General features: G+C 71.4%; 29 protein-coding genes and 1 pseudogene. 17 read left to right on the top strand and 13 right to left on the bottom strand.

Translation table 11 applies throughout. The features are described from left to right. From ACV530_RS35610 to ACV530_RS35585, 6 genes and pseudogenes are all read left to right on the top strand, one after another. Nucleotides 1-117 (top strand): annotated as a pseudogene (locus tag ACV530_RS35610) (IS5/IS1182 family transposase); the annotation flags it as partial. Between the two features lie 270 nt (nucleotides 118-387). Then, complete coding sequence (locus ACV530_RS35605) at nucleotides 388-789, top strand: NUDIX hydrolase (RefSeq protein WP_494336868.1); 402 nt, start codon at nucleotides 388-390, stop codon at nucleotides 787-789. A gap of 87 nt (nucleotides 790-876) precedes the next feature. Beyond that, nucleotides 877-1,176, top strand: a complete 300-nt coding sequence (gene tgmA, locus ACV530_RS35600; protein WP_494336867.1) for a putative ATP-grasp-modified RiPP — start codon at nucleotides 877-879, stop codon at nucleotides 1,174-1,176. 6 nt (nucleotides 1,177-1,182) lie between these two features. Continuing rightward, nucleotides 1,183-2,148 (top strand): ATP-grasp ribosomal peptide maturase, encoded by a 966-nt coding sequence (gene tgmB / locus ACV530_RS35595; protein ID WP_494336866.1) that lies wholly within the window; start codon nucleotides 1,183-1,185, stop codon nucleotides 2,146-2,148. Next, nucleotides 2,145-3,332 (top strand): methyltransferase domain-containing protein, encoded by a 1,188-nt coding sequence (locus ACV530_RS35590; RefSeq protein WP_494336865.1) that lies wholly within the window; start codon nucleotides 2,145-2,147, stop codon nucleotides 3,330-3,332. Before tgmB ends, ACV530_RS35590 begins: the two co-directional genes overlap by 4 nt. A gap of 70 nt (nucleotides 3,333-3,402) precedes the next feature. Further along, nucleotides 3,403-4,530: a 50S ribosomal protein L11 methyltransferase gene (locus ACV530_RS35585; RefSeq protein WP_494336864.1), complete on the top strand. Its 1,128-nt coding sequence runs from the start codon at nucleotides 3,403-3,405 to the stop codon at nucleotides 4,528-4,530. Nucleotides 4,531-4,561: 31 nt separating this feature from the next. Here ACV530_RS35585 and ACV530_RS35580 read toward each other — a convergent pair whose 3' ends face one another. After that, nucleotides 4,562-5,050 (bottom strand): hypothetical protein, encoded by a 489-nt coding sequence (locus tag ACV530_RS35580; protein WP_494336863.1) that lies wholly within the window; start codon nucleotides 5,048-5,050, stop codon nucleotides 4,562-4,564. 121 nt (nucleotides 5,051-5,171) lie between these two features. After that, the gene (locus ACV530_RS35575) at nucleotides 5,172-6,479 is read right to left on the bottom strand and encodes a YhgE/Pip domain-containing protein (protein ID WP_494336862.1); all 1,308 of its coding nucleotides are present in this window, start codon (nucleotides 6,477-6,479) and stop codon (nucleotides 5,172-5,174) included. A gap of 108 nt (nucleotides 6,480-6,587) precedes the next feature. Here ACV530_RS35575 and ACV530_RS35570 point away from each other — a divergent pair, with 108 nt between their 5' ends. Then, nucleotides 6,588-7,229: a MerR family transcriptional regulator gene (locus tag ACV530_RS35570; protein WP_494336861.1), complete on the top strand. Its 642-nt coding sequence runs from the start codon at nucleotides 6,588-6,590 to the stop codon at nucleotides 7,227-7,229. On the opposite strand, the gene ACV530_RS35565 is transcribed toward ACV530_RS35570, so the two are convergent. Beyond that, entirely contained in the window at nucleotides 7,230-7,910 is a 681-nt protein-coding gene (locus tag ACV530_RS35565) for a TetR-like C-terminal domain-containing protein (protein WP_494336860.1), read from the bottom strand. A gap of 21 nt (nucleotides 7,911-7,931) precedes the next feature. Next, nucleotides 7,932-8,909 (bottom strand): ArsR/SmtB family transcription factor, encoded by a 978-nt coding sequence (locus ACV530_RS35560; protein WP_494336859.1) that lies wholly within the window; start codon nucleotides 8,907-8,909, stop codon nucleotides 7,932-7,934. A gap of 71 nt (nucleotides 8,910-8,980) precedes the next feature. Between ACV530_RS35560 and ACV530_RS35555 the strand changes: the two genes are divergently transcribed. Then, complete coding sequence (locus ACV530_RS35555; RefSeq protein ID WP_494336858.1) at nucleotides 8,981-10,222, top strand: MFS transporter; 1,242 nt, start codon at nucleotides 8,981-8,983, stop codon at nucleotides 10,220-10,222. Here the strand turns inward: ACV530_RS35555 and ACV530_RS35550 are convergent. The 3 genes from ACV530_RS35550 to ACV530_RS35540 all read right to left on the bottom strand — a co-directional run bounded on the left by ACV530_RS35550 (nucleotide 10,205) and on the right by ACV530_RS35540 (nucleotide 12,043). Then, nucleotides 10,205-10,825: an RICIN domain-containing protein gene (locus ACV530_RS35550; RefSeq protein WP_494336857.1), complete on the bottom strand. Its 621-nt coding sequence runs from the start codon at nucleotides 10,823-10,825 to the stop codon at nucleotides 10,205-10,207. The genes ACV530_RS35555 and ACV530_RS35550 overlap by 18 nt on opposite strands. 118 nt (nucleotides 10,826-10,943) lie before the next feature. After that, nucleotides 10,944-11,447, bottom strand: a complete 504-nt coding sequence (locus ACV530_RS35545) for a GNAT family N-acetyltransferase (RefSeq protein WP_494336856.1) — start codon at nucleotides 11,445-11,447, stop codon at nucleotides 10,944-10,946. 53 nt (nucleotides 11,448-11,500) lie between these two features. After that, nucleotides 11,501-12,043 (bottom strand): hypothetical protein, encoded by a 543-nt coding sequence (locus ACV530_RS35540; protein ID WP_494336855.1) that lies wholly within the window; start codon nucleotides 12,041-12,043, stop codon nucleotides 11,501-11,503. Between the two features lie 134 nt (nucleotides 12,044-12,177). On the opposite strand from ACV530_RS35540, the gene ACV530_RS35535 reads away from it, so the two are divergent. Next, entirely contained in the window at nucleotides 12,178-13,446 is a 1,269-nt protein-coding gene (locus tag ACV530_RS35535; RefSeq protein WP_494336854.1) for a cytochrome P450, read from the top strand. 24 nt (nucleotides 13,447-13,470) lie between these two features. Then, on the top strand, nucleotides 13,471-14,589 hold the full coding sequence (locus ACV530_RS35530; RefSeq protein ID WP_494336853.1) for a PP2C family protein-serine/threonine phosphatase: 1,119 nt from the start codon (nucleotides 13,471-13,473) through the stop codon (nucleotides 14,587-14,589). Here ACV530_RS35530 and ACV530_RS35525 read toward each other — a convergent pair. Beyond that, nucleotides 14,566-16,092 carry an AMP-binding protein gene (locus ACV530_RS35525; protein ID WP_494336852.1) on the bottom strand — a complete coding sequence of 509 codons (1,527 nt, stop codon included), beginning with the start codon at nucleotides 16,090-16,092 and terminating at the stop codon, nucleotides 14,566-14,568. The genes ACV530_RS35530 and ACV530_RS35525 overlap by 24 nt on opposite strands. A 77-nt stretch (nucleotides 16,093-16,169) precedes the next feature. Then, complete coding sequence (locus ACV530_RS35520; RefSeq protein ID WP_494336851.1) at nucleotides 16,170-16,589, bottom strand: OsmC family protein; 420 nt, start codon at nucleotides 16,587-16,589, stop codon at nucleotides 16,170-16,172. A gap of 60 nt (nucleotides 16,590-16,649) precedes the next feature. On the opposite strand from ACV530_RS35520, the gene ACV530_RS35515 reads away from it, so the two are divergent. After that, nucleotides 16,650-16,985, top strand: coding sequence for a hypothetical protein (locus ACV530_RS35515; RefSeq protein WP_494336850.1), 336 nt, complete (start codon nucleotides 16,650-16,652; stop codon nucleotides 16,983-16,985). On the opposite strand, the gene ACV530_RS35510 is transcribed toward ACV530_RS35515, so the two are convergent. Together ACV530_RS35510 and ACV530_RS35505 are read right to left on the bottom strand one after the other, a co-directional pair. Beyond that, nucleotides 16,948-17,844 carry a carbohydrate kinase family protein gene (locus ACV530_RS35510; protein ID WP_494336849.1) on the bottom strand — a complete coding sequence of 299 codons (897 nt, stop codon included), beginning with the start codon at nucleotides 17,842-17,844 and terminating at the stop codon, nucleotides 16,948-16,950. The two genes, ACV530_RS35515 and ACV530_RS35510, sit on opposite strands and share 38 nt — an antisense overlap. Next, nucleotides 17,841-18,761: a pseudouridine-5'-phosphate glycosidase gene (locus ACV530_RS35505; protein ID WP_494336848.1), complete on the bottom strand. Its 921-nt coding sequence runs from the start codon at nucleotides 18,759-18,761 to the stop codon at nucleotides 17,841-17,843. Before ACV530_RS35505 ends, ACV530_RS35510 begins: the two co-directional genes overlap by 4 nt. A gap of 263 nt (nucleotides 18,762-19,024) precedes the next feature. Here ACV530_RS35505 and ACV530_RS35500 point away from each other — a divergent pair, with 263 nt between their 5' ends. Genes ACV530_RS35500 through ACV530_RS35490 form a run of 3 tightly spaced genes read left to right on the top strand, consistent with a single transcriptional unit; the run spans nucleotide 19,025 to nucleotide 22,673 of the window. Beyond that, complete coding sequence (locus ACV530_RS35500) at nucleotides 19,025-20,074, top strand: iron ABC transporter substrate-binding protein (protein WP_494336847.1); 1,050 nt, start codon at nucleotides 19,025-19,027, stop codon at nucleotides 20,072-20,074. Then, the gene (locus ACV530_RS35495; protein ID WP_494336846.1) at nucleotides 20,071-21,645 is read left to right on the top strand and encodes an ABC transporter permease; all 1,575 of its coding nucleotides are present in this window, start codon (nucleotides 20,071-20,073) and stop codon (nucleotides 21,643-21,645) included. Before ACV530_RS35500 ends, ACV530_RS35495 begins: the two co-directional genes overlap by 4 nt. Then, nucleotides 21,642-22,673: an ABC transporter ATP-binding protein gene (locus tag ACV530_RS35490; RefSeq protein ID WP_494336845.1), complete on the top strand. Its 1,032-nt coding sequence runs from the start codon at nucleotides 21,642-21,644 to the stop codon at nucleotides 22,671-22,673. Before ACV530_RS35495 ends, ACV530_RS35490 begins: the two co-directional genes overlap by 4 nt. A 25-nt stretch (nucleotides 22,674-22,698) precedes the next feature. Here the strand turns inward: ACV530_RS35490 and ACV530_RS35485 are convergent, their stop codons facing one another. Continuing rightward, nucleotides 22,699-23,103 (bottom strand): cupredoxin domain-containing protein, encoded by a 405-nt coding sequence (locus ACV530_RS35485; protein WP_494336844.1) that lies wholly within the window; start codon nucleotides 23,101-23,103, stop codon nucleotides 22,699-22,701. A 195-nt stretch (nucleotides 23,104-23,298) separates the two neighbouring features. After that, nucleotides 23,299-23,754, bottom strand: coding sequence for an Lrp/AsnC family transcriptional regulator (locus ACV530_RS35480; RefSeq protein WP_494336843.1), 456 nt, complete (start codon nucleotides 23,752-23,754; stop codon nucleotides 23,299-23,301). Nucleotides 23,755-23,899: 145 nt separating this feature from the next. On the opposite strand from ACV530_RS35480, the gene ACV530_RS35475 reads away from it, so the two are divergent. The 3 genes from ACV530_RS35475 to ACV530_RS35465 all read left to right on the top strand — a co-directional run. Beyond that, on the top strand, nucleotides 23,900-24,907 hold the full coding sequence (locus ACV530_RS35475; protein WP_494336842.1) for an asparaginase: 1,008 nt from the start codon (nucleotides 23,900-23,902) through the stop codon (nucleotides 24,905-24,907). Nucleotides 24,908-24,965: 58 nt separating this feature from the next. Further along, nucleotides 24,966-26,369, top strand: coding sequence for an aspartate ammonia-lyase (gene aspA, locus ACV530_RS35470; protein ID WP_494336841.1), 1,404 nt, complete (start codon nucleotides 24,966-24,968; stop codon nucleotides 26,367-26,369). 57 nt (nucleotides 26,370-26,426) lie between these two features. Further along, a partial coding sequence (locus ACV530_RS35465; protein WP_494336840.1) for an ACT domain-containing protein occupies nucleotides 26,427-26,800 on the top strand: 374 nt, incomplete at its 3' end.

Below are 26,800 nucleotides of genomic sequence, written 5' to 3'. Positions count from 1 at the left end.
TTCGGCTACCGCCGCCTCACCGTCCGGTACGAACGCAAGGGCTCCCACTTCCTCGCCTTCCTCGGCCTCGCGGCCGCCCTCACCTGCTACAAGAAACTCGCCAAGATCACCACGTGAGACATCCTCTAAGAGCCTCCCATCTGCGCAGGCGGGGGGCTTTTGGCATATGCCGGTGCAAGTGTTTCCCGGTGCACGCTTGCGCCCCTGCTTTGGGCAGCGCTACCTTCCCGTGCATCGCCGCTCCAGGGCACCAACCGAAACCCGTGGCGGTGAGCAACTCCCCGTACTTCACAGGAAGTTCGGGGAACTCTTCCCACAGACACCCCCTCTCCTTGAGTTGCTCCGATGCCGAGGGGAGGGGGCCGGACGCACCACGCAAAGAAGGCGATGACGGTGATCGTGTACGGGTACATCATGGACCAAGTCGGCCGACTGCTCGTCCTGATGAGCGGTGACCGCCGCGAGTGGGTCCTACCCGGCGGCGCAGTCGAGGGACAGGAAACCCGGCACGAAGCAGTCGCCTACCACGCCCGCCGCATCCTCCAAGTCCCGGTGAACCCCACCGAGGACCTCGCGATTCGCCACAGCGAACACCTCATCGACTGCGGCACACTCGACCCCTGGTGGATCGAGCGCATCGCACTCTGCCCACTGGCGGCGGCAAAGACACAACCCGAGTTCCACACGTTCGATTTCGTGCCCGTCTCAGCTCTGCCGTCCCGCATGCGTCCCAACCACCGCGCCCTGATCAAAACTGCCCTCAACAGCAGTAGCAGAGCCCCTTCGTAGCACCACACCGGCCCGGGTATCCGCGGGGGATCGCCCAGGCCATCGGATCCCTGTCCTATCGCCTCACGCATAACGAAAGGACCGGAAGTGACCACTGTTGCGCACCCGCGGGAAGCATTCCCGCTCGTCCCTGGGGGAGGGCGGCTCGTTCACAGCAGCGAGCCCCCGACCCACGCCGCAACTCGCCCATGGATCCTGCGGTTTGCGGTAACCCCCGACCCCACAACGGCCACCGTCAGGCCATCCGCGGTCTACGACGAGCAGGCGCAGATGTCCGTGGGTCTGTACGACGGGCCGCTGCCTTACCTGGCCAACACGCACAGCCCCACCGTCCCGGACGGCAGCACCGAAAACCCGCCGCCCCTCGACGAGGGCCCCAAGGACTGATTGACCGTGACTCCCGTCCTCGTGATCGCAGCCCAAGACGACTGGCCAACGGACCGTGTCGTGAAGGTGCTCACTGAGCGCGGGGTGGATGTGTTTCGCATGGACACCGCCGAGTTTCCGCAACGACTCATCCTTGCCGGGCGCATCGACGCCCGGCAAGGATGGGCCGGCGGCCTTTCCACCCCGCACCGTGCCGTCGATCTCGCCGAGATTGGTGGTATCTACTACCGCACGCCGAACATGTTCCGTCTTCCTGAGGGCATGTCCGAACCGGAACGCAGGTTTGCCGCAGCCCAGGCCAGAGCAGGACTTGGCGGCGTCATCTCGGCACTGGGCTGCCGGTGGGTCAACCACCCGGCCGCCATGTCGCGTGCCGAATACAAGCCGCTCCAGCTCGCTGCGGCCCGTGAGTGTGGTCTCGCCATCCCTCCGACCCTGATCACCAACAGCCCAGACGCCGTCCGCGCGTTCGCCGACGACGTCGACGGCCCCCTCATCTGCAAGCCCGTAGCCTCCCCTGTGTTCATCGAGGCCGACGAGCTAAGGCTCGTCTACACCCGCAAGCTCACCGAGCACGACCTCGTCGATCTGCGCGGCATCGACACAACCGCCCATCTCTTCCAGGCATGGGTCGACAAAGCACACGAGGTACGGCTCACCGTGGTCGGTGACCGACTGCTCGCCGCCGAAGTCCACGCCGGCAGCACCGAAGCACACACGGACTGGCGCAGCGATTACCGCTCGCTGACCTACCGGGCAACGGAAACCCCTGGCGACGTCGGCGAGGCGGTCAGATGCTTGATGCGATGCCTTGACCTCCGGTTCGCCGCACTCGACTTCATCGTGTCGCCCACGGGCGACTGGACGTTCTTGGAGGCGAACCCCTGTGGGCAGTGGGACTGGATACAGCACGCCACCGGCCTGCCCATCGCCGAAGCCATCGCTGACGAACTGACAGGAGCCGCCTCGTGAACCAACCTGCCTCAGACGCCGCCCGGCCCTACATGGCCGCGCTCGCTGACGGTCTCCAGAAGGCCGGCGCGATCCGCTCGCCGCAATGGGCCGAGGCGTTCGCAACCGTGCCCCGGCACCTCTTCGTGCCGGACTGGTACGAGCAGGAGACCAACGACAAAGGCATCACGGTATGGCGCCGGCATCACGCCGCCACGGCCGATGACCAGCTCGCCAAGGTCTACCGCGACACCACTCTCGTCACCACCCTGGATCCCGACACAGCCGAGCAAGTGGACGAGACCGCATGGACCGGCATCCCCACCTCGTCCAGCACCCTCCCCAGCCTCATGGCCGGAATGCTGGAAGAGCTCACAGTCGAGGACGGGAACTACGTCCTCGAGGTGGGCACCGGCACCGGCTACAACGCCGCCCTGCTGTGCGCCCGCCTCGGAGATCACGCCGTGCACTCCGTCGACGTCGCCCCCGACCTCGTCCACACAGCGCAGATCCGTCTCGGCGAGATCGGATACGCTCCTCAACTCGCCGCCGCTGACGGAAAGTACGGCCACCCCGACGGCGGCCCGTTCGACCGCATCATCGCCACCTGCTCCGTACCGGCCATCCCCCCGGCATGGATCGAGCAGACCAAACCGGGCTCCATCATCCACACCGATATCGCACTCGGCATCGAGGGTGGACTCGTCTGCCTCGCCCTCGACCAGGACACCCGCGCACATGGGAAGTTCACCGGCACAACCGGCCGGTTCATGGCCGCACGCGACGACGCCCGCGCCTACCCCCGCCCCCAGCACACACCCGCCGCCCCCGAGATCGACACACACCCGACCCCCGTCACCGCACACGACATCCAGACCCGCTACCCGTTCCGCCTCGTGCTGGCCTTCCAACTGCCCGAAACCAAACTCGTCTACCACCTCGACGACGACGGCACCACATCGCTCCAGCTTCAGCACAACGACGGCTCATGGGCCCGCGCACCCCTCACCGGCAACGGTACGGGAACCGTGACATACGGCGGCACACACGACTTGTGGCAGCAAGTCGAGGAAGCATGGCAGTGGTGGAACACCACCGGCCGCCCCGCACAGGACCAGTTCGGATACACCCGCGAGCCCGACGGCCACACGTCCGTATGGCACATCCCCGACGGCCACCGATGGAAGCTCACCCCCACCGGCTAACGAGCGCCCGCGACCCGGCCAACACACCCGCCTGCCTGCCTGCCCAGCTTCCCCAAATAGGAGCCACTCCGTGAACTGGGAACCCCACGCCGCAGCGCTCGCCGAGCGCGTCACGCACCCCGCATCACGCTGGCGCCCCCACGTTGCCGCACTCCCGCGGCACCACCTCGTCCCCCGGTGGTGGGAGCACAGCCCCACCGGCCGCACCCTCCAGGACGGCCCGGCCGACCCCGACCGCTGGCTCGCCACCGCCTACAGCGACCGCTCCCTGATCATCAGCGTGGGACCGCTCCATGCCGATCACGCCAAACCGGACGACCACCCAGACAGGCTGCCGACTTCCTCCTCGACCCTGCCGAGCCTCGTCGTTCGCATGTTCCAGCATGCCCTCCTCAGCGGCACCGACGAGTTGTGCGATGTCGGCACCGGATCCGGGTACGGCGCGGGCCTCGCCACCCGCCGCCTCGGCGCTCAGCAGGTCACAAGCGTTGACGTCGACCCCTACCTCGTCGACATCGCCCGCCAACGGCTCGACGAGATCGGCCTGCACCCCACCCTCGCGACCGTCGATGCCACCGGCCAGTTCCCCGGCACCTACGACCGCATCGTCGCCACAGTCGCAGTACGGCCCATCCCCGCAAGCTGGCTCACTGCACTCAAACCCGGAGGCCGACTCGTCACCACCATCGCCGGAACCTCCCTGCTCGTCACCGCCGAGAAGAACCCCGACGGCAGCGCCACCGGTCGCGTCGAATGGGACCGGGCCGGCTTCATGCACACCCGCACCGGGGCCGACTACCCGCCCCGCCTCACCGACCTGCTCGACACCGCACGCACCCACGACGGCGAGGACATTCGCACCGGCCGGTACCCCATCATCCACGTCACCGAAGCGTGGGACCTCGCCTCCATGCTCGACATCACCACCCCCGGCATCGAGCACCACTACGAGGAACACGACGGACACCGCCTCGCGCTCATGGCACATGCCGACGGCTCATGGGCCCGCGCCACCGCCCACGGCACGCAAGCACCCACAGTCCATCAGAGCGGCCCCCGCCGACTCTGGGATGCCCTCGACGAGGTCCGCGACTGCTGGCTCGCACACGGCGAACTCCCCGCGCGCGGCGCCCGCGTCTTCATCAAGCCTGATGGCACGACCTACCTCGCCCGCGGAAAGTGGCACGCCCAGCTCTGAGTTTCGCGTCCACGCAGCGGGCGCCCCAAGCTCAGTTCTCCCCCTCCTCCCCCTCGGCCGGCATGTCGATGACCGGCACCGGCTCCAGCCCGATCTTCTCCGCGATCCGCGTCAACAGCACGTCCTGCGCGGCAAGATGACTCTGCACGTGGGCCACCTCGTGCAACGTCGCACTGGCGTCGTGGAACGTGGCCTCCGACCGCTTGTCGGAGGCGTCGGCCTGGACGTTCTGGCCGACCATGATGACCGACAGCAGCACCAGCTGCAGGAAGGTCTGGGCCACCCAGGAGACGATCGCGGCGGCACCGCCGTGGATCGCGTCCGGCAGACTGATCAGGTCGAACAGCGCGAACGCGTAGGCGCACCACATGCTGCCCACGGCCCGCGTGACGATGAGGGCGACCTTCGTGTTGAACCGGGTGACCGCGTTGCCCGTGGCGTGCTGGTCGGCGACCTTCACCGGCCCGAGAGCGTGGCGCGAGGCGATGCGCGGGTGGGGGATGTGCTGATAGATCGTCATGGCGCGGCTTCCTATCGGCAGTGCGAATGCAGCCCACAACTGCAGTACGGGCGCCGGGGATTGGTGCCCCGGCGCCCGTACTGTCATGCCCGCCTGCGACCGACGGCGGCAGTTGTCACTGTCAGACCGCTGCCGGCGCCGGCTCCGCGTCCGCGGATTCGTCGGCGGGGCGCGGGACCCGGTGCAGGCCCTTGCGGTCGTAGAAGCCGGTCATGCCGAAGCCGAAGAGCAGGGCGGCGACCAGGGCGATGCCCAGGGAGGCCCAGGCGCGGGTCAGGCCGGCGTCGGCCTGGGCGCCGTAGTAGAGGATCGAGCGCAGACCGCCGGTGATCTGCCGCAGCGGCTCGAACTCCGAGAGCACGCGGAAGAAGTCGGGCAGCGCCTGGAGCGGCACGGTCGAGCCCGAGGACGGGACGGCCATGGCGACGAAGACGATCGTCGAGAGCAGCATGCCGGGGACGCCGAAGGCCCGGAGCAGGGACAGGGCGCCGATGCCGACGACGGCGATGGTGGCCACGGAGTAGACCCAGAGCAGGCCGAGGTGGGAGGCGTCCATGCCGAGGACGCCGACCGTGGCGAGCTCGACCAGGGAGCCCATGACCAGGGAGAGGCCGAGCATGAGCACGGAGTCGACGGCCAGGGTGCGCACCCGGCTCGTGTGCCGCAGCGGCATGCGCTGGCGGAAGGGGCCGAAGTCGGTGTGCAGGTAGCCGAGGAAGGTGTCGACCTGGGAGACGATCGCGTTGGCGCCGAGCATGCCGCAGACGACCAGGACCAGCGCGTAGTAGAAGGCGCTCAGGCCCATGGCGCTGTGGGTGCCGAGCGGGTGGCCGTCGGCGACCTGCACGCTCACCGGGTCGGCGAGCATCAGCTGGGCGGCCGGGGCGAGCTTGGCGCCCTGGGCGTTCGCCCGCTTGAGGAGTTCCTGGCCGAGCTGGGCGGAGGCGGCGTGGGCGGCCTTCTGCGTCGCCGCGCTGGCCATGGAGGAGCCGAAGCTGCCGGCCGACTGGTTGGTGAGCACCGTGATCGTCGGGCGGACGGGCTTCGCCTGCTGCGGGCTGCTCAGCCCCGCCAGCGAGCCGGTGAAGTTCTCGGGCACGACGATCGCGCCGAAGAGCTTGCCCTGGCCGAGGCGCTTGTCGGCCTCCTCACGGTCGAGGACCTGCCAGTCGAAGCTGTTGTTGCCCTCCATGGACTTCTTGATCCCGGAGACGACCTGCTCGCCGGCGTTGAGGCGCTTGCCCTGCACGGCGGCGCCCTTGTCGCTGTTCACGAGCGCGACGGGCAGGTCACGCAGATGGCCCTTGGGGTTGACGTTGCCGCCCACGTAGAGCAGGGAGAACAGGGCGGCGACCACCGCGAGGATAAGACCCGAACCGATCCACAGCCGCGGGCTGCGGAGTGCGGAGGGGGGCTGAGGGGAAGGCATGGATGCTCCGATGCGAGCGATGACAGGAAGTAGCTGGATACTTAAAGTATCCAGTACTCGATAGTGGCAGTATCTACTTGGGGTGTCCACTCGCGACCAGGAAGCTGCATGAAAATCTCGGAGCTCAGCCGCAGAACCGGCGTGCCGGTCGCCAGCATCAAGTACTTCCGGCGGGAGGGCCTGCTGCCCGCGGGCAAGGCGACGGCCGCCACGCTGGCCGAGTATGGGGAAGATCATGTGCAGCGCCTGCGGCTGATCAAGGCGCTGACCACCCTCGGCGGGCTGTCCATCGCCGCCGCCCGCGACGTGCTGACGGCGGTCGACCAGAGCGAGAGCACCGACGAGACGCTCAAGGAGATCAGCTACGCCCTGCCGGTACCCGTCGCGCAGGCGCCGGCCGAGGACGGCGACGAGGAAGCGGAGGCCGCGGCGGCAGCGGCAGCGGACGTGGCGGGCCTGATCGCGGCCATGGACTGGCAGGTCCCCGACACCTCCCCGCACGTCCAGGGGCTGACGACGGCCCTGCGGGAGCTCAGGCGGCTCGACGCGGACTACCGGCCGGAGCGGCTCGTCCACTACGCCGAGCTGGCGTGCTCCGTCGCACGCCTGGACCTCGAGCGCGCGGCGGCCTTCGAGGACTCCCCGACCCTGGCCGAGCAGGCGGTCATCGTCGTCGCCCTCTCCGGCCCGCTGCTCGAACTGCTGCGGCGGCTCGCGCAGGAGGACCAGGTCGGCCGCCGCTCCGAGTGATCAGGACACCTCGAGCCCGATGCCCTCGGCGGCCACGGCGACGGCGTAGTCGAAGAAGGCGGCCTGGTCCTGGACGCTGTCGTGGGTGCGGCTGAAGACCTCGAAGGCCAGGAGGCCGATCAGGTTGCTCCACAGCACGATGCCGCGCTCGATGACATCCGCGAACGGTCCGTCCGGCACGCCTCCGAACAGGGCCACGGCCTCCGGCCGGACCAGCGGCGGACCGGGCACCGGCCGCCGGGGCGGGGTGAGTTCGCCCGCCTCGAGGGCCGACCGCACGATGCCGGCCAGCACCGCCGGGGTGCGGGACGCGGGCGGCACCGTGTCCTGCGGCGCGTGGTAGCCGGACACGGGGGAACCGTAGACGAGCGCGAACTCGGCGGGGTTGGCGACGGCCCACTGCCGCAGCGCACGGGCAACTGCCAGGAGGCGTGCGCCCGCTGTCCCCTTGCTCTCGCGCACCGCCTGGTCGGCCTGCTCCATCGCGGCGCCGGACTCGTTGTAGGCATCGATGAGCAGCGCGGTCAGCAGGTCGTCGCGGTGCGGGAAGACGGCCTCGACCTCGCTCACCGCGAGGCCGCGTGCGCCGGCCACGGCTTCGGGTGACAGCCCGTTGGCGCCCAGTTCCACGAGGAGTTGACGTGCGGTTGCCTTGATGGCGGATGTGTCGGAAAGGTCCATGGCCGAAACCGTACCTGTGGTTCAGCGGCCGTCGGCCAGCAGGTCGCCCGCCTCGGTTCGCCGGTAGACGACGCGGCGGCCGACCCTGGTGCCGACGACGAGACCGGCGTTGCGCAGGATCGCCAGGTGGCCCCCGACCGTGCCGAGCGACTGGCCGAACTGCGCGGCGAGTTCGCTGCTGGTCGCCGGGTGCCCGAGTTCCGCCAGGATCGCCGCGCGCCCGGCGCCGATCAGGCGCTCCAGGGCCTCGCGGGGTGCGGTGGATCCGGCACCCGCCGCGGCGGGCCCCCGGGCCGGATAGACCTGGGCGTACCGTCCCGGCGGGCCCTCGCACAGCCAGGTGCCGGTGGCGATGCTCACGGGCACGAACAGCATGCCGTCGTCGCCGACGACGCGGTCGGGGCCGGGGCGGGTGCTGAAGCGGATCGCGTCCGCGCCGACCCAGGCGCTCTTGCGGCTCATCTGTTCCAGGGCGCGGGGCCAGCCGTAGGCGGCCAGGAGTCCGGCCCGGTAGGCGACGTCCCGTTCCAGCAGTGCGCGGCGGCGGGGCCAGTCGGGGGCCACGTGGGTCTTCCACATGCGGTCGAGCAACTCGGCCGTCCTCGGCGCCCAGTCGTGGCCGGACAGCCAGTCGAGGTCGTGCCGCTCCCAGCTGTGCGCGAGCGACTTCTCGAGTTGGGCGCGTACGTAGTCGTCGTTCGCGGCCGCCACGCGTGGCAGTTCGGTGCGGAGTGCGGTGCGCATCCCGCCGTCGGGAGGGAGGGTGACGAAGCCGGGCAGCCACTTGGTCGAGGCGATCAGGGACACGAGGCCCCGGGCGAAGGGGTCCTCCTCCAGCGCGGCAGTGAACGCCTCCCGGTGGCGCTCGCGCCACGAGGCCAGCCACGGCTCGGTGCCCGGCCTGGCCAGGGCGATCACCGTGCCCAGCGTCTCGGCCAGCGGCGACAGCGCGAACCGCGACCGGGACAGGGCCAGCGGGCTCAGCCGCAGCAGGACCATCTGCTTTCGCCCACCTTTCGCCTCCTGCCGAAACGATACGGTCTTCCGCGGGGCGCCCGCACACTCGGCCGATGCGCTCATCCCTCCTCAAGCAGACGGACTTCCGCAGGTTCCTCACCGGGCAGGCGGTCTCCCTGCTCGGCAGTTCGCTGGCCCCGGTCGCGCTGGCCTTCGCGGTCCTGGGCACCACGGGACGTACCGGCGACCTCGGCGTCGTCCTGACCGCCCGCATGGTGCCGCTGCTGGTGTTCCTGCTCGTGGGCGGGGCCACGGCCGACCGGTTCCCGCGCCGGACGGTGCTCGTGGCCGCCAACCTCGGCTCGGCCCTCGCCCAGGGTGCGGTCGCGGCGATCCTTCTGACCGGCCACTACGCGCTACTGCCCGTGGCCGCGCTGGAGTTCGCGTCCGGCGTCCTGGCCGCCTTCACCACTCCGGCGCTGCGCGGCGTCGTACCGGACCTGGTCGGCAAGGAGCAACTCCGGCAGGCGAACGCCCTGTTGGGGTCGGTGCGCAACAGCACCAAGATCCTCGGGCCGGGCCTGTCGGGCGTCCTGGTGGCCGTCGTCGGCAGCGGTCCGGCGCTGGCCTTCGACGCGCTCACCTATCTCTACGCCGCGATCTGCTTCACCCGCCTGCCGCCTGCCGGGACGGTGCCCGGGTCCGTCGCCCTGCTGTCCGGCATTCGCGAGGGCTGGGCGGAGTTCCGGCGCATCCGCTGGCTGGGAGTGGGAACCGCATCGTTCTGCGTCATCAACCTGGTCCAGACCGGCACTTGGCAGATCCTGGGCCCCGACCTCACCCGGCAGCTCGGCGGCGAGACGACGTGGGGGTTCGTGCTGAGCGTCCGCGGCGTGGGGATGCTGGCGGCCGGCGTCCTGCTGTACCGCCTCGCGGTCACGCATCTGCTGCGGCTGGGCCATCTCGGCGCCGCGCTCGGCGCCCTGCCGCTGCTGGCGCTCGGCGCGCACCTGGACCCCGTGGGGCTGTGCGCCGTCGCCTTCGTCGCCGGTCTCGGCACGGCGGTCACGGGCATCGCGTGGGACACGTCCCTCCAGGAACATGTCCCGTCGCACGCGCTGTCCCGCGTGTCGTCCTGCAACGACCTGCTCTCGTATCTCACGAACCCCATCGGCCAGCTCAGCGTGGGTCCCCTCGCCCACGCCGTCGGCGGCTACCGGGTGGCGGCGACCGCGGGGCTCCTCGCCACGGCCGCGGCACTGGCTCCCCTGGCGTCCCCGACGGTGCGCCGCCTGCGGGCAGTTGGGGCGGGCAGACAGGCTACTGGCCCCAGCCCGTTACGCGAAGCTCCATAGCTGGTTGGCGCCGCCGGTGCAGTCCCACTGCTGTATGGTCGCCCAGCTCTCCTTGTTCCAGCCCGCGACGTCCATGCACTTGTTGCTGTTGACGTTCACCAACTCGAAGCGGCTGCCGCCCATGTCGACCAGACTCCACTGCTGGTTCGCGCCACCATGGCAGGTCCACTGCTGGACGACGGCCCAGTTCTCCTTGTTCCAGCCCGCGACGTCAGCGCACTTGTTGCTGTTGGAGTTCACCAGCTCGTAGTGGCCGCTGCCCACGTCGACCAGCGTCCATCGCTGGTTGGCGCCGCCGGTGCATTCCCACTGCTGCACGCGCGCCCAGTCCTGGGTGCTCCAGCCCGCGACGTCCAGGCACTTGTTGCTGTTGGCGTTCACGACCTGGGCATTGGCGGTACCCAGGAGCCGCATCCCCGCCGATTCGGCAGACCCGGCAGGCCTTGCCGCCGAGTTCGTGGACACCAGCACCCCGGCATGCGCAGGAGCCGACAGCGCCAGGGCGGCCACCGGCACGACGCCGACAGCGACCCGTCTCGCCAGGCGCCGAGCGCGGGTGTCAGTGACACGACGCGACTTTCCTTGTGCACGACGTAACTTCATGCGCTCCCCTTCTCGTTGCTGATTGCCGCCGATGCTTGCATTGATCACCCCGCCCGACTATCCCCCGGGTGTGACTTTCAAGGGGGCCGGCCAAGGTAAGCCGAAAAGGTGCTCCTAGTCAGATACCGAAAGGCGCCGCGTAGCGGACGGTGCCGCCCGGCAGCGGGTGTGCCTCGTCCAGGGCGAGGGCCATCAGTGCCTCGTCCGGGACGTCGAAGGTCACGCCGATGCCGTGGGCGGAGGCGCGGGTGAAGCCGAACCGCGGGTAGTACGCGGGGTGTCCGAGGACGACGACATAGTGCTCGCCCATCTCCCTGGCCGCCTCCAGGGCGGCCCGGATCGCCGCCGAGCCCGCACCGCTCTTCTGGCGCTCCGGCCTCACGGCGACGGGGGCCAGGCACAGGGCCGGGGTGTCGCCGATGTGGCAACGGGTCAGCAGGGCATGGCCGATGACAGTGCCGTCCTCGTCGGTGCTGACGACGGACAGGCCGTCGATCCAGGCCGGGTCGGCGCGCAGGGCGTCGACGAGGTCGGCCTCCAGCGGGGTGTCGAAGGCGGCGAGGTTGATCTCACGGACGGTAGGGATGTCGGCCTCGGTCTCGAGGCGGGTACTGATTCGCATAACGGGACGAAGGTGTATCACGTACCCACCCGGCCCGTCTTCCGTATTTACGCTCAGAGCCAGCTGACGCGAGCACTCGTGTCGTCCTGCCCCCCGGCCGCCGGACGGGCCAGCTCGCCCTTCGCGATGCCGTCGAACAGCCTGCGCACGGCCGCCATGATGTCCGGCACCGCGCTCCGCAGGCCAGCCGCGTCGCCCGGCCCGGCCTCGTCCGCCGCCACTCCGGCCTCCTCCAGCAGGCCGTCCAGGTCCGACAGCCGCTCGGCCACCCATTCCAGAGGCGCGGCCGACAGCTCCTCCACGAAGACGCGCGAGCCGGGGTCCCAGTTCGTGAACCGCGGGTGGCAGTGGGCGCGGTCCAGGCTCCCGGCCGGGCCGGACACCGACTCGAGCAAGTCGGCCCGCCACAGGGGGCGTTCGATGGCGATGGGCCGCGCGGCATAGATCGTGCCCGGCGCCGTTCCCTGCTCGATCAGCCGGACCTCCAGGCGGACGCCGCGCTCGGGGCCTTCTTGCCCCGGGATCGGGTCGGGGTCGATGAAGTACAGGTCGCTCGCCACCACACCGATCCGCTCGAACCCAAAGGCGTACAACATGTGCATCCTCCCGGCCTTCTCGTTCCGGACCCCGCCACACCATCGTGCCGTACGCCGGCGCTCCGCCCAACAGCGCGAAACGGCCTGGGGATTGAGGATTGTCGCCGCCGTACCGGCCGGTCCATGCTCGACCCATGGCCCTGGATCCCGCCGACCCGGCGTTCGCCGCCGACCCGTACCCGTACTACGCCGCGCTGCGCGCCCGGGGTCCGGCCGTGCGCGTCACGCTGGCGAACGGCTCGCACGCGTGGCTGGTCACCGGGTACGAGCACGTACGGACCATGCTCAACGACCCCCGTTTCTCCAATGTCCCGCCACCCGACGGAGCGGGCCGGCCCAAGACCGACACCCCGGGGCAGCGGGCCGCCGCCCGGCTGGGCAAGCACATGCTCAACCAGGACGCCCCCGTGCACACCCGGCTGCGCCGCCTGGTCGCGGGCGCCTTCGCCCCCGCCCGTACGGACGCCCTGCGGCCCCGCCTCGAAGCACTCACCGCCGAAGTGCTCGACCGGCTGGCCCGACACCCAACAGAAACCGACCTGGTGGACGGCTTCGCCTTCCCGCTCCCGGTCCTGGTGATGGCGGAGGTCCTGGGCGTCCCCGCGGCCGACCGGGAGTACCTGCGCACCTTGACGTACGAGGTCTCGGCCCCCGCCGACACGCTGCCGCCGGGGACGACCGACCGCGCCTGGCAGAGCCTGTACGAGTACAACTGCCGTCTGATCGAGGCCAAACGGCAGCACGCACGCGACGACTTGTTCAGCCTGATCGTGCACGACTCGGAGAACGCCCTGGACCACGAGGCCCTGGCGGCCATGATGGCCCTGCTGCTCTTCGCCGGCTACGAGACGACCATGAACCTGCTCGCCTCCGCCGTCCTGCTCCTGCTCACCCACCCCCACGAGCTCGCCGCGGCGCGCGGCGACCCGGAGCGCTGGCCCGCTGTCGTCGACGAGGCGCTGCGCCACGCGAGCCCGCTGGAGGGCGCGACGTGGCGGCGTACCACCGAGCGGGTCGGCCTCGGCGGCGTGGAAGTGCCCGCGGGGGCCTCCGTCCTGGGCGTTCTGGCCGCCGGGAGCCGTGACCCGGAGGTCTTCCCCGGCCCGGACCGGTTCCTGCCCGACCGGTATCTGCCGCCGGAGCAGCGGTCCGCCTGTGCGCCGGCGGGGCTCGGCGGCCCCGCGGCGCCCAGCCTCGCGTTCGGCCACGGCCCCCACTACTGCCTGGGTGCCCGGCTGGCCCGGCTCGAGGCGCGGATCGCGCTCCCGGCGCTGTTCCGGGCCTTCCCCGGGCTCCGGCTCGCCACGGACCCCGGCTCCCTCGCCTTCCGCCCGGGCCTCCTCGTCCGGGGGCCTCGGACCCTGCCGGTGCTGCTCGGGGCGGCCCACCGCTGGCAGCCATGATCCGGCCCGGTGATGCTGGAGTACGTGAAGGCACCGAGCGCAGGGGGCAACGCCGTGGTGCGCTGGTTCCTGCGCCACCTCCAGCTGGTGCCGGTCCTCCTGCTGGCCGGGGGCGCCCTCGTCGACTACTTCACCTCGCCGCATTTCAGCGCGGAGGCCTTCTACACCGCCGCGCCGATGACGGCCGCGGCGCTGCTGTCACTGCGCGCCACGGTCCTGGCGGGCCTCGGCGCCTGTGCCGTCGATGCCGCGTTGCTCGTCCATTTCGGCTTCCTCTGGGACTCCGGCGGGCAGAGCGAGCTGGCGGCGGTGGCGACCGTCTCGGCCTTCGCGGTCGTCGTCAACCGGCTCATGCACTACCGGGACGCGCGGCTGCAGTCCGCGCGCGAGGTCGCCCTGGCCGTGCAGCGCGCCGTACTGCCCCGGCCGCCGACGTCCCTCGGCTCGCTGCGCATCGCGGCCCGCTACCAGTCGGCCGTCAGGGAGGCACATATCGGAGGCGACCTGTACGCCGTGCAGGACACCCCGTACGGCGTGCGCTGCCTGGTCGGCGACGTGCGGGGCAAGGGCGTGGAGGCGGTCAAGGCGGTGGACGTGACGCTCGGCGTGTTCCGGGAGGCCGCCGAGGAGGAACGTACGCTCGCCGGGGTCGCGGACCGGCTCGAGCGGGGGCTGGTGCGGGAGGCGGAACGGCGGGCGGGCCTCGAGCAGACCGAGGGGTTCGTGACCGGCGTCCTGGCCGAGATCCCGCACTCCGGCGGTGAGCTGCGGCTGTTCAACCGAGGCCACCCGGCACCGCTGCTGGTACGGCGGGACGGCGACGTGCGCACCGTGGAGCCGTCCGAGCCGGCGCTCCCCCTGTGCCTGGCGGCGCTGGGCCCCGGCCAGGGCGTGACGGACACGGTGCCGTTCCCTCCAGGGGCCACGCTCCTGCTCTACACCGACGGCCTCACCGAGGCGAAGAACCGTGCGGGGGTCTTCTACGACCCCGTCGCGGCCCTGACCGGACGCGGCTTCGCCACGCCGGACGAGCTGCTCCGCGCCCTGCTGGCCGACGTCCGCCACCACGCGGGCGGCCGCATCACCGACGACATGGCACTGCTCGCCATCACACGAGGTTCAGGCGCCGAGCCGTTGCCGTAGTTCCTTCTTGTCCGGCTTGCCCACCGTTGTCAGGGGGATGGTGTCGACGACGTGGACGGCGCTGGGTGCGTACATCGGCCCTTTGTGGACGGTGGCGAACTCGCGGACGGCGCCGGGATCGACGCGGTGTCCCGGGGCGGGGACGACCGCCGCGTGGACGTGCTCGAGCGCGTCCGGGCCGCGGACGCCGAAGACCGCGCACGCGGCGATGTCAGGGTGGGTGAGCAGGAGCTCCTCGAGTTCGGCCGGATAGACGTGGCCGCCCAGCACGATGATCATGTCCTTGATCCGGTCGACGACGAACAGGTAGCCGTTCTCGTCGAAGTACCCGACGTCGCCGGTACGGACCCAGCCGTCGCGCAGCACCTCGGCAGTGAGCTCGGGCTGCTTCCAGTAGCCGCCCATCACGCCGTCGGATCGCACGGTGATCTCGCCCTCCCGGCCGGTGGGGAGAGGGGTGCCGTCCTCGTCGCGGATGACGACCTCCACCCCGGGCACCGGCCGGCCGGCGGTGATCAGGCCGTTCCGTCCGGTCACCGTGTGCTCCTGCGGGGTGACCTGGGCGACGAGGAGGGTCTCCGACTGGCCGTACCCGCCGTACAGGACGGGCCCGAAGGCCTCGAGAGCCTCGCGCAGCCGGGCCGGGGAGGCGGGGGAACCGCCGTAGGTGATCCTGCTCAGGCTCGACAGGTCGGTGCCGGGCAGGGCTGGGTGGTCGAGCAGCCGGTACAGCAGCGCCGGCACCATCCATACGTGGGTGATGTGTTCGCGCTCGATCGCGGCGAGGACCTCGCCCGCGTCGAAGGCGAGCTGCATCACGGCGGAGCCGCCGAGGAGCAGAGCCCAGTCGGAGAACACGCCGGAGACGTGGCCGAGCGGGGTGCAGGCCAGATGCCGCGGCGGGTCGCCGAAGCCCGGCACCGGGTTGTCCAGGGAGCGCCGGTAGGGTCCGTGGAGCTGGCGAATTCCCTTGGGGATGCCGGTGGTTCCGCCGGTGTAGCGGATGCTGTAGTCGTCCCCCGGCGCGGCGGGGCTCTCCGGCCGGAGCGCCCCGTGCTCCGCCGAGGCGGCCAGGAGGTCCTCCCCGAAGGGGGCGGGGCCCAGCGTCAGGACTGCGGGCACCGTGATCCTGGGCAGGATGTCCGTCGCGTCCGTGTGCCGCGTGGAGTCGACGACCAGCGCCGTGGTCTCGGTGTTCTCCACGATGCGGGCCAGCGTCTCCGGGGCCATGCCCTCGTAGAGGAACACCACACGGGCCCCGGCCAGGTTGGCCGCGTAGCGGGCGGCGAGGGCGCCGGAGGTGTTGCCGGTGAGCAGGGAGACGGTCGCGCCCGGGCCGGTGCCGCGGGCGGCCAGCTCCGCCGTCATGCGGTACACGGTGTCGCGGAACTCCCCGGCGGAGAGCCGCTGTCCGTCGGCATCGGTCAGGGCGAGCCGCTCGGGGGTGCGCGAGAGCGCGTCGAGGACCGATGTGGCGTAGTCGGTGAAGCGGCGGGTGTTCACGCGCCGAGGCTAGGCAGGGACTCCGGCGCCGCCCCCGCTCTTCCGGCAAACGTGGGCGATTCCCCCGGCGCGGACCGTCACCCGCGGCCGTCGGACACGATCGGGGTCCCCTCGCTCACGGCCCGGGTGACCGGCGAGCGGTCGGCGATCTCCAGCAGCCTGGCGCGCTGCGCCTCGTCGAGGTCGCCGTCCAGCACGATCCGTCGGGTGATCCGGGCCGCGTCGGGCGCCTTCTCGTACGCGAGGTGCACCCGCACACCCCGCAGGTCCCAGCCTTTGCGCTGCGCGTACATGCGCAGGGTGATGACGGTGCAGGAGCCCACGGCGGAGAGCAGCAGGTCGATCGGGTTCGGGGCGGTGTCGCCGCCACCGGCCGACTCCGGTTCGTCGGCGGCCAGCGGGTGGCGTCCCGCGCGTATCTCCACCCGGTAGTCCGCGCCGCCGCTGGTGGCGACCGCGGCGGTCGTGCGGACGAAGTGGTCTGTCTGCTGCTCCATGCGATCCGTCTCCTTTTCCAGGTGAGTTGACGTGGTGAAGGAGTTTAGGGTGATCGTCACGTGTCGGCGCAGAAGGGAACGGACCGGAACGAGATGTCCCGTACGGACAAGACGAAGCCCTTGCGGGTGCGTTACGCGGAGCACGGTCCCCGGGCCGTGCACGACCATCGGGACGGCGTCTGCGACCTCCCCGCCGACCCGATGGACGGCAAGAGCGCGGGATGCCACTGGCCGGTCGGCGCACTGCTGTTCAGCAACTCGTGCTGCTCCCAGTGCGGTTCACGCGCCTGCGTCAAGGACCGGCAGCGTGAGCGCAAGGTGCGCAACCGCAAGGAACGTCACGCGGCCCGGCGCGAGCTCACCCTGCTGGAGAAGGCCGGCCCCCGACGCGTGTGACCGCCTCCGTGCCCGCGCGGCAGCCCTCGCGGGCCGCGGCGGCCGGGGCGTGGCCCGCCAGGCGGGCCGCGAGGAAGGCGCCGGTGAAGGCGTCGCCCGCGCCCGTGGTGTCCACGGCGGTGACGGCCTCGGCCGGAACCCGGGCGGTGACCGTACCGGATTCGGCCACCAGCGCGCCCCGCGGGCCCTGAGTGGAGACGACAAGCGGGAAGAGGCGGCTCAACTTGGCCGCCGCGTCCGTCGGTTCGGGCAGGCCGGTGAGGAGTGCGGCTTCGTCGTGGCTGGGCAGGAGGGCGTCCGCCCCGGCGATGGCGGCGAGGAAGCGGTCCACGCCGAAGCGGGCGATGAAGCCCGCGGAGGCCGGGTCGACGCTCACCGGCACCGAGCGGGCGCGGGCCGCGTCCATCGCCAGCCGTGCGAGCGCCCGACTGGCGCCCGCGAAGAAGAGGTAGCCCGATACGTGCAGATGGCCCGCTCCGGCGAGGAGGCCGTCGCTCCAGTCGCCGGGCGACAGGCGGAGCACCGCGCCGCTGTCGGTGAGGAACGTCCGTTCGCCGTCCGGGCCGACCAGGGAGATGACCGTGCCGGTGGGGGCGTCGGGGTCGGTCACCAGGTGCGGGCGGACGCCCGACGCGCGCAGCGCGCGTTCGTGCCAGGCCGCGGCGTCGGTGCCCACGCGGGCGAGGATGCGGACGTCCTCCAGGCCCGAACGGGCCGCCCAGCAGGCCGCGTTGGCGCCCGCGCCGCCCGGGAGGGTGGCGATGCGGGCGGCCGTGTCGGTGGCCGGGGCGAGCGGGGTGCGGTGGCGGGCGACGATGTCGGTCACCACGTCGCCGATGACGAGCAGTGCCCCGGTCATGAGGCGTACGCCACGGCGATCTCGGCGGCCAGGCGCGCGTTGCCGCGCACCGCGGCCACGTTGGCCTCGAGGGAGGCGCCGTTCGTGTGCCGGACGAGGTGGTCGAGGAGGAAGGGGGTGACCGCCTGGCCGGTGATGCCCTTCCGTTCGCAGGCCGCGAGCGCTTCGGCGAGCACCCGGGCGTGCAGGGCCGGGTCCAACTGGTCGGCCGCCGGTACCGGGTTGGCGACGACCAGGGACGAGGGCGGGCCGCCGAGGGCGTCCTGGGCGCGCAGTACGCCGGCCACCTCCCCGGCGGACTCGGCCGTCCAGTCGACCGGTTCGCCGGAGCTGCGGAGGTAGAAGCCCGGGAAGGTCCGCGTGCGGTAGCCCAGTACGCCGACCCCCAGCGTCTCCAGGCGCTGCAGCGTGGCCGGTACGTCCAGCACCGATTTCACGCCGGCGCAGACCACGGCGATCCGTACCCGCGCCAGCAGTCTCAGGTCCGCCGACTCGTCCTGGGTCTGCGTCCATGCGCGGTGGACGCCGCCCAGGCCGCCCGTGGCGAAGACCCGGATCCCGGCCCGGGCCGCCAGGAAGGCGGTCGCGGACACCGTCGTCGCCCCGCTCGCACCCGCGGCCACCGCCGGTGCGAGGTCCCGGTGGCCCAGCTTGCGGATGTCCTCCTCGCCCGCCACCCGCGTCAACTGTTCCTCGTCCAGGCCGATACGGGGCCGCCCGTCCAGCACCGCGACCGTCGCGGGGACGGCACCGCCCGCCCGTACGAGCTCCTCCAGCTCCCGGGCCACCCGCAGGTTCCGTGGCCGGGGCAGGCCGTGCGCGATGATCGTCGACTCCAGGGCGACCACCGGCCGGCCCCGGTCCAGCGCCTGACGCACCTCATCCGACAGCTCCGACAGCTCCGAGATCTCCGACATGCCAAGAGCCGTTCCCCCGGCCGTGACACCGGAAGCATTCCCCAGCGCTTTGCCAGAAAATGATGCTTCGAGGACCGAGGCATGCCCCTACCGATGCCTGGCTGAAATCTGACGTCCCGAAACTTGTTAGGCAAGCCTTTCCTGCCCTACGTTCTGCGCCAGAAAGCCGGGTCAGGCACCATGCGCTCCCCCACGACATCGCGCATGGCACGCCTTCCACCCGGCTGGATTCAGCCACTGCTCCTCACGGAGGGTCCCCCACCATGCTGCGAAATCTTCGGCCGGCCACCGCCGGGCTGTCGCTCGTCACCGTCTGCGCCCTCGCACTGACCGCGTGCGGCGGTTCCGCGAACAAGGACACGTCCAAGGGCACATCCAAGGGCCAGACGGTCACCGTCTACAGCGGCCAGCACGAGCAGACCGTCAAGGCCCTGGCGGCGGACTTCGAGAAGCGCACCGGCATCAAGGTCAAGCTGCGGTCCGGCGACGAGGCCGAGCTCGCGAACCAGATCCTCCAGGAGGGCAGCGCCTCCCCCGCGGACGTCTTCTACGCCGAGAACCCGCCCGCTCTGACCACGCTGGAGGAGAAGGGCCTGCTCGCCGCGGTGAAGCAGGCGACCCTCAAGTCCGTTCCCGCAGCGGACAGTTCACCCAAGGGCGACTGGGTCGGCATCTCCGCCCGTACCGCCGCCTTCATCGCCGCCGAGGGCAAGGACGCGGACACCAAGCCGCCCGCCTCCGTCCGCGACCTCGCCAAGCCGGAGTGGAAGGGCCGCCTCGGCATCGCCCCGGGCGAGACCGACTTCGCCCCCGTCGTCACCCGCATGATCAAGACCGACGGCGAGGACGCGGCCAGGAAGTGGCTCGAGGGCCTGAAGGCCAACGCCAAGACGTACGACAGCAACGAGGACCTGTCCGCCGCCGTCAACAAGGGCGAGGTCGAGGGCGGCGTCATCGACCACTACTACTTCTACCGCCTGCGCGACGAGCAGACCGCCGCCAAGACCCACGCCAAGCTGCACTACTTCGCCAAGGGCGACCCGGGCGCGCTGGTCGACGTCTCCGGCGCCGCGATCCTCAAGAACGGCAAGCACCAGGATGCCGCCCAGGCGTTCCTCGCCTATCTGGCCAGTGCGCCCGCGCAGAACGTGATCGCCTCCTCCGAGAGCTACGAGTACCCGCTCGTGCCGGGCGTGAAGGGCAAGAAGGAGCTGCCCGCGCTCGCTTCCGTCGGCACCGTCGCGAACGTCGCGGACCTCGGTGACGGCAAGGACGCCCTCAAGCTGCTCCAGGACACCGGTCTCCTGCCGTGAGCGCACTCCCCTCCACCGGTGGCCCGCTGCCGCGACTGCGCCGGCGGGCCACCGGCCTGCTCCCGGCCGGAGCCCTCGCCGTCGCCGTCGTGGTGGCCTCGCCGCTGGTGTTCCTCGGCGTCCAGGCCGCACAGGCGGGATGGGACGAGGCCCGACGCCTCTTCGGCCGCCCGCTGTTCGGCACCCTGCTGTGGAACACCGCCACGCTCGCCCTCGCGGTCACCCTCGCGACCGCCGTGCTCGGGTTCGGCGCGGCATACCTGGTGGAGCGCACCGATCTGCCCGGCCGCCGCTGGTGGACCGTCGCGCTCGTCCTGCCGCTGGCCGTGCCCGAGTTCGTCCGCGGCTACTCCTGGGTCTCGCTGACCTCCTCGGTGCGCGGCTACTGGGGAGCGGTCCTGGTGATGACCTGCTCGCTGTACCCGCTCGTGTACCTCCCCGTCGCCGCGACCCTGCGCCGCGCCGACACCGCCGCCGAAGAAGTCTCCCGCAGCCTGGGCAGGGGCCCGCTCGCCACCCTGTGGCGCGTCACGCTGCCGCTCGCCCGCCCGGCCCTGGCCGGCGGCGCACTGCTCGTCTCGCTCTATCTGCTGGGCGAGTACGGGGCGTTCGCGATGCTGCGGTACACCACCTTCGCCACCGCCATCTTCACCGAGTACCGGCTCGGCTTCGACGCCGCCGCCGCTGCCCAGCTCACCCTGGTCCTGGTCGCCCTCGCCCTGCTGCTGGTCGTACTGGAGGCCAGTGCCGGACGCCGGGGCCGCACCGTGCGCCGCGCCACCGCCGGGCGCCGCCCCGTCCCGGCCCGGCTCGGCCGCTGGACCACCCCGGCCCTGGCGGCACTTGCCGCCCTCGTCGCCACCGCGCTCGGCGTGCCGGTGTACGCGCTCGGCTACTGGCTGGTGCGCGGCAGCTCCACCACCCTGCCCCAGGCATCGGTCCTGAACGCGGCACTCACCACGCTCGGCTACTCCGCCGCGGCGGCCCTCGTCGCCACCGCCGCCGCGATCCCCGTCGCGCTGTACGCCTGGCGGCGCGGCACCCGGCTCGCGCGGGCCGCCGAGGGCGCCGCCTACCTCACCCGCGCCCTGCCCGGCATCGCGGTCGCCCTCTCCGTGGTCTACTTCGTGATCCGCTGGGCCCAACCGCTGTACCAGCAGCCCCCGATGCTCGTCACCGGGTACGTGGTCCTCTACTTCCCGCTCGCGCTCACGGCCGTACGGGCCGCCCTCGCCCAGGTGCCGCCCGGCGTCGAGGAGGTGGCCCGCTCCCTGGGCACCCGGCCCGCCCTCGTCCTGGCCCGCGTCACCCTGCCGCTCGTCCTGCCGGGCCTCGGCGCGGGCGCCGCCATGGTCGCGCTCACCGCGAGCACCGAACTGACCGCCACCCTGCTGCTCCGCCCGACGGGCACCGAGACCCTCGCCACCCGGTTCTGGACGTACACCACCGGACTCGCCTACGGCGCCGCCGCCCCGTACGCCGCGCTCATGGTGGCCATGTCCGTACCGCCCGTCCTCCTGCTCACCCGCCGCACCCTCGGCCACCATGCCCCCACGGAGACGACCAGATGAGCAGCCTCACCGTCACCGCACTCCATGCCGCCCACGGCCGGAACGAGATCCTCGCCGGTGCCGGTCTCACCGTCGACGACGGCGCCCTGGCCTGCGTCCTCGGCCCCTCGGGCTGCGGCAAGAGCACGCTGCTCCGCGTCATCGCCGGCTTCCACCCGGCCGTACGCGGCGAAGTCACCCTCGGCGGGCGGCTCCTGGACGACGGCCGGCGCCGGGTCCCCGCCGAACGCCGCCGCGTCGGCTACGTCCCGCAGGACGGCGCGCTCTTCCCCCACCTGACCGTGGCCGGCAACATCGGCTTCGGGCTGCCGCGCACCCGCCGCCGGGGGAAGGTCGCCGAACTCCTCGCCCTGGTCGGCCTGGACGGCCTCGCCGAACGCCACCCGCACCAGCTCTCCGGCGGCCAGCAGCAGCGCGTAGCCCTCGCCCGCGCCCTGGCCACCGAGCCCGAACTCCTGCTACTGGACGAGCCGTTCGCCGCCCTGGACGCGGCCCTGCGCACCGACCTGCGGGCCGAGGTCGCGGCCACCCTGCGCCGCGCCGGAACCACCGCGGTCCTGGTCACCCACGACCAGGAGGAGGCACTCGCCTTCGCCGACACCATCGCCGTCATGCAGCGCGGCCGCATCGCCCAACAGGCCGCACCCGAGCGGCTCTACCGCGAACCCGCCGACTCCTCCGTGGCCCGCTTCCTCGGCGAGGCCAACCTCGTGCCGGCGACCTTCAGCACCGACAAGGCCGTCACCGCGTTCGGCACCCTCCCGCTGACCACCACCGTCAACGGCACCCGGGAGGGCCTGGTCCTGCTGCGGCCCCGCCAACTGCGCCTGTCCGCCGAGCCCTGCCACGGCGCAGTACGCGCCACCGTGACGGACACACGCTTCCGCGGGCACGACCACCGGATCACGCTGCGGCCCGAGGGCCTGACCGATGCCCTGGTCGTCTACAGCGACACCCCGTGGACAGCCGCCGAGGCGTTCGTGACAGCACACGGAGCGGCCCACCCAGTGGGCGAGCCGCCGGTCTGACGTGTGTCGGCACTCCTCACTTCCCTCACTTCACGACAACTGTGCCGTGCATGTACGGGTGGAACGTGCAGTAGTAGGCAAACGTCCCAGCAGAGTTGAACTTGAAGCTGAACGTGCCGCCCTTGCTGAGCGTCGGCGAGTTCAGGGGACCGGACCCCATGCTCGTCACCGTGTGCGGAGCCGAGTCGTTGTTGGTCCAGGTCACTGTGGTGCCCTTGGTGACGGTTATCGTCGACGGCGCGTACGCGAAGCCGGCGATCGTCACGTGGTTGGCAGCGGCCGCCGGTGCGTTGGCGGCCGCGGGGGCCGCAGGGGCGACAGGCCCCATCGCGGCCATGGCATACGGCGCCGAGTGGTGCATGTGCCTGCCGGCGTGCTCACCGAACCCGCCGCCGCACCATCCACCGAGCGCGGCGACTCCGGCGGCCACCAGGAGGACGCTGACTCGGCGCCTGCGCTTCCGAGTTGATGTGTCTGCGCGAGTCATGATGTCGACCCACCAATCATGTGCGGGCCGCGCGACCCGCCGGATGCGGGCCGCGCATCCAGACACCACCAGAGTACTGCGGTAATCCGCTTCGCACATTCGGGAGTTGGGCGGTTGAGGGCTACCCACGCGTAGCCCTCAACCGTCGACCGGCAGACCTCGCGGTTCCTTGATCCGTTTCATGATGATCTGCGAGTTCACCTCGGTCACGCCGGACATCGTGGTGAGGCGCTCGATCCACAGCCGCTCGTAGGCGGCGAGATCGGCGACGGCGATGCGCAGCAGACAGCCGGGGCTGCCGAAGAGGCGGTACGCCTCGATGACGTCGGGGATGTCCTGGAGCGCCGCCTCGAAGGCCTCGACCGCCTCCCGGTCCCGCCTGACCTCGACGGAGACGAGGACCTCGAAGCTCCGTCCGACCGCCTCGGGGTCGATGACCGCCCGGTAGCCCTGGATGACGCCGTCCTGCTCGAGCTGGCGGACGCGGCGCATGCACGGCGAGGGCGTGAGGCCGACCCGCTGGGCGAGCTCCTGGATGGTCAGCCGGCCATCACCTTGGAGCTCGCGCAAGATATTTCTGTCAATCGCATCCACGGCGCAATTATCCACCACGTTCCTGTGAGAGGTACGCCCGAATCAGCGATCCCATTGCGCCCGATTCGTCCTATAGTGCGCTGCGGCCGGTTTCGTTCGAACTGGCACACGAAGATCAAACGGGCGGAAGAGGGAGCGAGCAGACGTGGGACAGATCGTCGTCATCAGCACCGGCGGAACGATCGCCAGCCGATGGCAGGGCTCCGGCTTCGCCGCCGAGGCGAAGGGCGGGGACGTCCTGGCCACGGCCGCCGTGCCCGAGGGTGTGACCGTGCGGGTCGTCGACCTGATGAGCGTGAACAGCGCCCGGCTCACCACCGCGCACCAGCTGACGCTCCTGCGCACCGTGCGCGAGGTGCTGGCCGATCCGGCCGTCGACGGCATCGTCGTCACGCACGGCACGGACACGCTGGAGGAGTCCGCGTTCCTGCTCGACCTGCACCACGACGACCCCCGGCCGGTGGTCTTCACCGGCGCCCAGCTCCCGCTCGAGGCGGTGGACGGCGACGGACCGCGCAACCTCCACGACGCGCTGCTGACGGCGGCCTCGGTGCGCGGCCTCGGCGTCCTGGTGGTCTTCGACGGCAAGGTGCACGCCGCGCGCGGCACGGTGAAGGTGCAGACGCTGGCCGCCAACGCGTTCGCCGACCCCTCCGGCAGCCGTATCGCGGACGTCACCGCCGACGGCATCCTCGTCCACCGGCGCCCCGAGCGCCCGGCACCGCTCCCCCTGCCGACGGCCGCTGAGCCCCTGCCCCGGGTCGACGTCGTCATGCACCACTGCGACGGGGACCCGCTGCTGTTCAACGCCGCCGTCGGGGCGGGCGCCCAGGGCATCGTCCTCGTCGCCACGGGTGCGGGCAACGCCACCCCCGAGGTCAGCGCCGCCGTCGAGGCCGCGGTGTCCCGCGGCGTCCTCGTCGCCCTGACCACGCGTGTGCCCACCGGGCCTGTCGCGGAGATCTACACCCACGGCGGCGCCGTGGACCTCGCGGCCGCCGGAGCGATGCTGACCGGCACCCTGCGCGCCGGTCAGGCACGGATCGCCGTCCTCTCCGCGGTCCTCGCCTCCACCGACGCGGCCGAACGCGCCCGTGTGCTGCGCCACGCACTGGCCACCCCCGCGTCCGCCCCGGTCCCCACCCCGGCCTGACGCCCCCACTCCCCCCACCCTGATCACTCCCCCCACGCACTGATCGGACCGAACCCCCTTGCGCACCGAACACGATCTCCTCGGTTACCGCGACGTCCCCGCGGACGCGTACTACGGCATCCACACCCTGCGGGCCGTGGAGAACTTCCCCATCACCGGCTCCCCGATCTCCGCCTACCCCGACCTCGTCGTCGCCCTGGCCTCTGTCAAGCAGGCCGCCGCCCGGGCCAACAGCGAGCTGGGGCTGCTGGACGAGCGCAAGGCGAAGGCGATCGTGCAGGCCTGCGAGGAGATCCGTGCCGGGCGCTTCCACGACGAGTTCGTCGTGGACGTCATCCAGGGCGGCGCGGGCACGTCCACCAACATGAACGCCAACGAGGTCGTCGCCAACCGGGCGTTGGAGATCCTCGGCCACGGCAAGGGCGAGTACGGCCACCTCCACCCGCTGGAGGACGTCAACGCCGGGCAGAGCACCAACGACGTCTACCCCACCGCCGTCCGGCTCTCGCTCCAACTCGCCGCCGCCCGCCTGCTGGACGCGATGGAGGTCCTGCGCGAGGCCTTCGCGGCCAAGGCCGGGGAGTTCGCGGACGTCCTGAAGATGGGCCGCACCCAGCTCCAGGACGCGGTCCCCATGACGCTCGGCCAGGAGTTCGCGGCTTACGCCGTGATGCTGGCCGAGGACCGGGCGCGCCTGGACGAGGCGTGCGCGCTGCTGCGCGAGATCAACCTCGGCGGCACTGCCATCGGCACCGGCCTCAACGCCCACCCGCGGTACCCCGGTACGGCCTGCGGCCACCTGAGCACGATCACCGGCATCCCGCTCAGCGTCGCCGGTGACCTCGTCGAGGCCACCCAGGACATGGGCGCGTTCGTCCAGCTCTCGGGCGTGCTCAAGCGGATCGCCGTCAAGCTCTCCAAGACCTGCAACGACCTCCGCCTGCTCTCGTGCGGCCCGCGCGCCGGCCTCGCCGAGATCAACCTGCCGCCCGTGCAGGCGGGTTCGAGCATCATGCCGGGCAAGGTGAACCCGGTGATCCCCGAGGTGGTCAACCAGATCGCCTTCGAGGTCATCGGCAACGACGTGACCGTCACCATGGCCGCCGAGTCCGGCCAGCTCCAGCTCAACGCCTTCGAGCCGGTCATCGCCCACAGCCTGCTCAAGAGCCTCACCCACCTGCGGGCCGGGTGCCTGACGCTCGCCGAGCGATGCGTCAGCGGCATCACCGCCAACCGCGAGCATCTGGCGCAGCTCGTCGGCCAGTCCATCGGCCTGGCCACCGCGCTCAACCCGCACATCGGCTACGAGCAGGCCACCGCCGTCGCCCAGGAGGCCCTGACCACGGGCGCCTCGGTGTACGACCTCGTCCTGGCCAAGGGCCTGCTCACCCCGGAGCGGCTCCAGGAGATCCTCCACCCGGACAACCTGGCCCGCCCGCACGCCCGGACCGCCACGGTCTGACCTCTCCCCCCACCACTCCCCCCACCACCATCAGAAGCAGAAGGAAGCACCACCCTCATGGCAACGGCGCCCAGCGTCTCGTACTCGATGACCGTCCGACTGGAGGTCCCGGCGAGCGGGACCGCAGTCAGCCAGCTCACCACGGCCGTGGAGTCCTCCGGCGGTTCCGTCACCGGCCTGGACGTGACCGCGTCCGGCCACGAGAAGCTGCGCATCGACGTCACGATGGCCACCACCTCCACCGAACACGCCGACGAGATCGTCGAGAAGCTCCGCGGCATCGAGGGTGTGACGGTCGGCAAGATGTCGGACCGTACGTTCCTGATGCATCTGGGCGGCAAGATCGAGATGGCGTCCAAGCACCCGATCCGCAACCGTGACGACCTGTCGATGGTCTACACCCCCGGTGTGGCGCGGGTGTGCATGGCGAT

The organism is Streptomyces sp. SX-6, from assembly GCF_059089585.1.
Note: the sequence above shows the minus strand (reverse complement) of the source record. Positions and strands in the feature narration are given on the sequence as shown.

Coding starts and splice junctions, on each gene's coding strand:
- ACV530_RS35605 (WP_494336868.1), top strand. CDS start 388: ATGACGGTGATCGTGTACGGGTACATCATGGACCAAGTCGGCCGACTG.
- ACV530_RS35580 (WP_494336863.1), bottom strand. CDS start 5,050: ATGACGATCTATCAGCACATCCCCCACCCGCGCATCGCCTCGCGCCAC.
- ACV530_RS35575 (WP_494336862.1), bottom strand. CDS start 6,479: ATGCCTTCCCCTCAGCCCCCCTCCGCACTCCGCAGCCCGCGGCTGTGG.
- ACV530_RS35570 (WP_494336861.1), top strand. CDS start 6,588: ATGAAAATCTCGGAGCTCAGCCGCAGAACCGGCGTGCCGGTCGCCAGC.
- ACV530_RS35565 (WP_494336860.1), bottom strand. CDS start 7,910: ATGGACCTTTCCGACACATCCGCCATCAAGGCAACCGCACGTCAACTC.
- ACV530_RS35560 (WP_494336859.1), bottom strand. CDS start 8,909: ATGGTCCTGCTGCGGCTGAGCCCGCTGGCCCTGTCCCGGTCGCGGTTC.
- ACV530_RS35555 (WP_494336858.1), top strand. CDS start 8,981: ATGCGCTCATCCCTCCTCAAGCAGACGGACTTCCGCAGGTTCCTCACC.
- ACV530_RS35550 (WP_494336857.1), bottom strand. CDS start 10,825: ATGAAGTTACGTCGTGCACAAGGAAAGTCGCGTCGTGTCACTGACACC.
- ACV530_RS35545 (WP_494336856.1), bottom strand. CDS start 11,447: ATGCGAATCAGTACCCGCCTCGAGACCGAGGCCGACATCCCTACCGTC.
- ACV530_RS35540 (WP_494336855.1), bottom strand. CDS start 12,043: ATGTTGTACGCCTTTGGGTTCGAGCGGATCGGTGTGGTGGCGAGCGAC.
- ACV530_RS35535 (WP_494336854.1), top strand. CDS start 12,178: ATGGCCCTGGATCCCGCCGACCCGGCGTTCGCCGCCGACCCGTACCCG.
- ACV530_RS35520 (WP_494336851.1), bottom strand. CDS start 16,589: ATGGAGCAGCAGACAGACCACTTCGTCCGCACGACCGCCGCGGTCGCC.
- ACV530_RS35510 (WP_494336849.1), bottom strand. CDS start 17,844: ATGACCGGGGCACTGCTCGTCATCGGCGACGTGGTGACCGACATCGTC.
- ACV530_RS35505 (WP_494336848.1), bottom strand. CDS start 18,761: ATGTCGGAGATCTCGGAGCTGTCGGAGCTGTCGGATGAGGTGCGTCAG.
- ACV530_RS35500 (WP_494336847.1), top strand. CDS start 19,025: ATGCTGCGAAATCTTCGGCCGGCCACCGCCGGGCTGTCGCTCGTCACC.
- ACV530_RS35490 (WP_494336845.1), top strand. CDS start 21,642: ATGAGCAGCCTCACCGTCACCGCACTCCATGCCGCCCACGGCCGGAAC.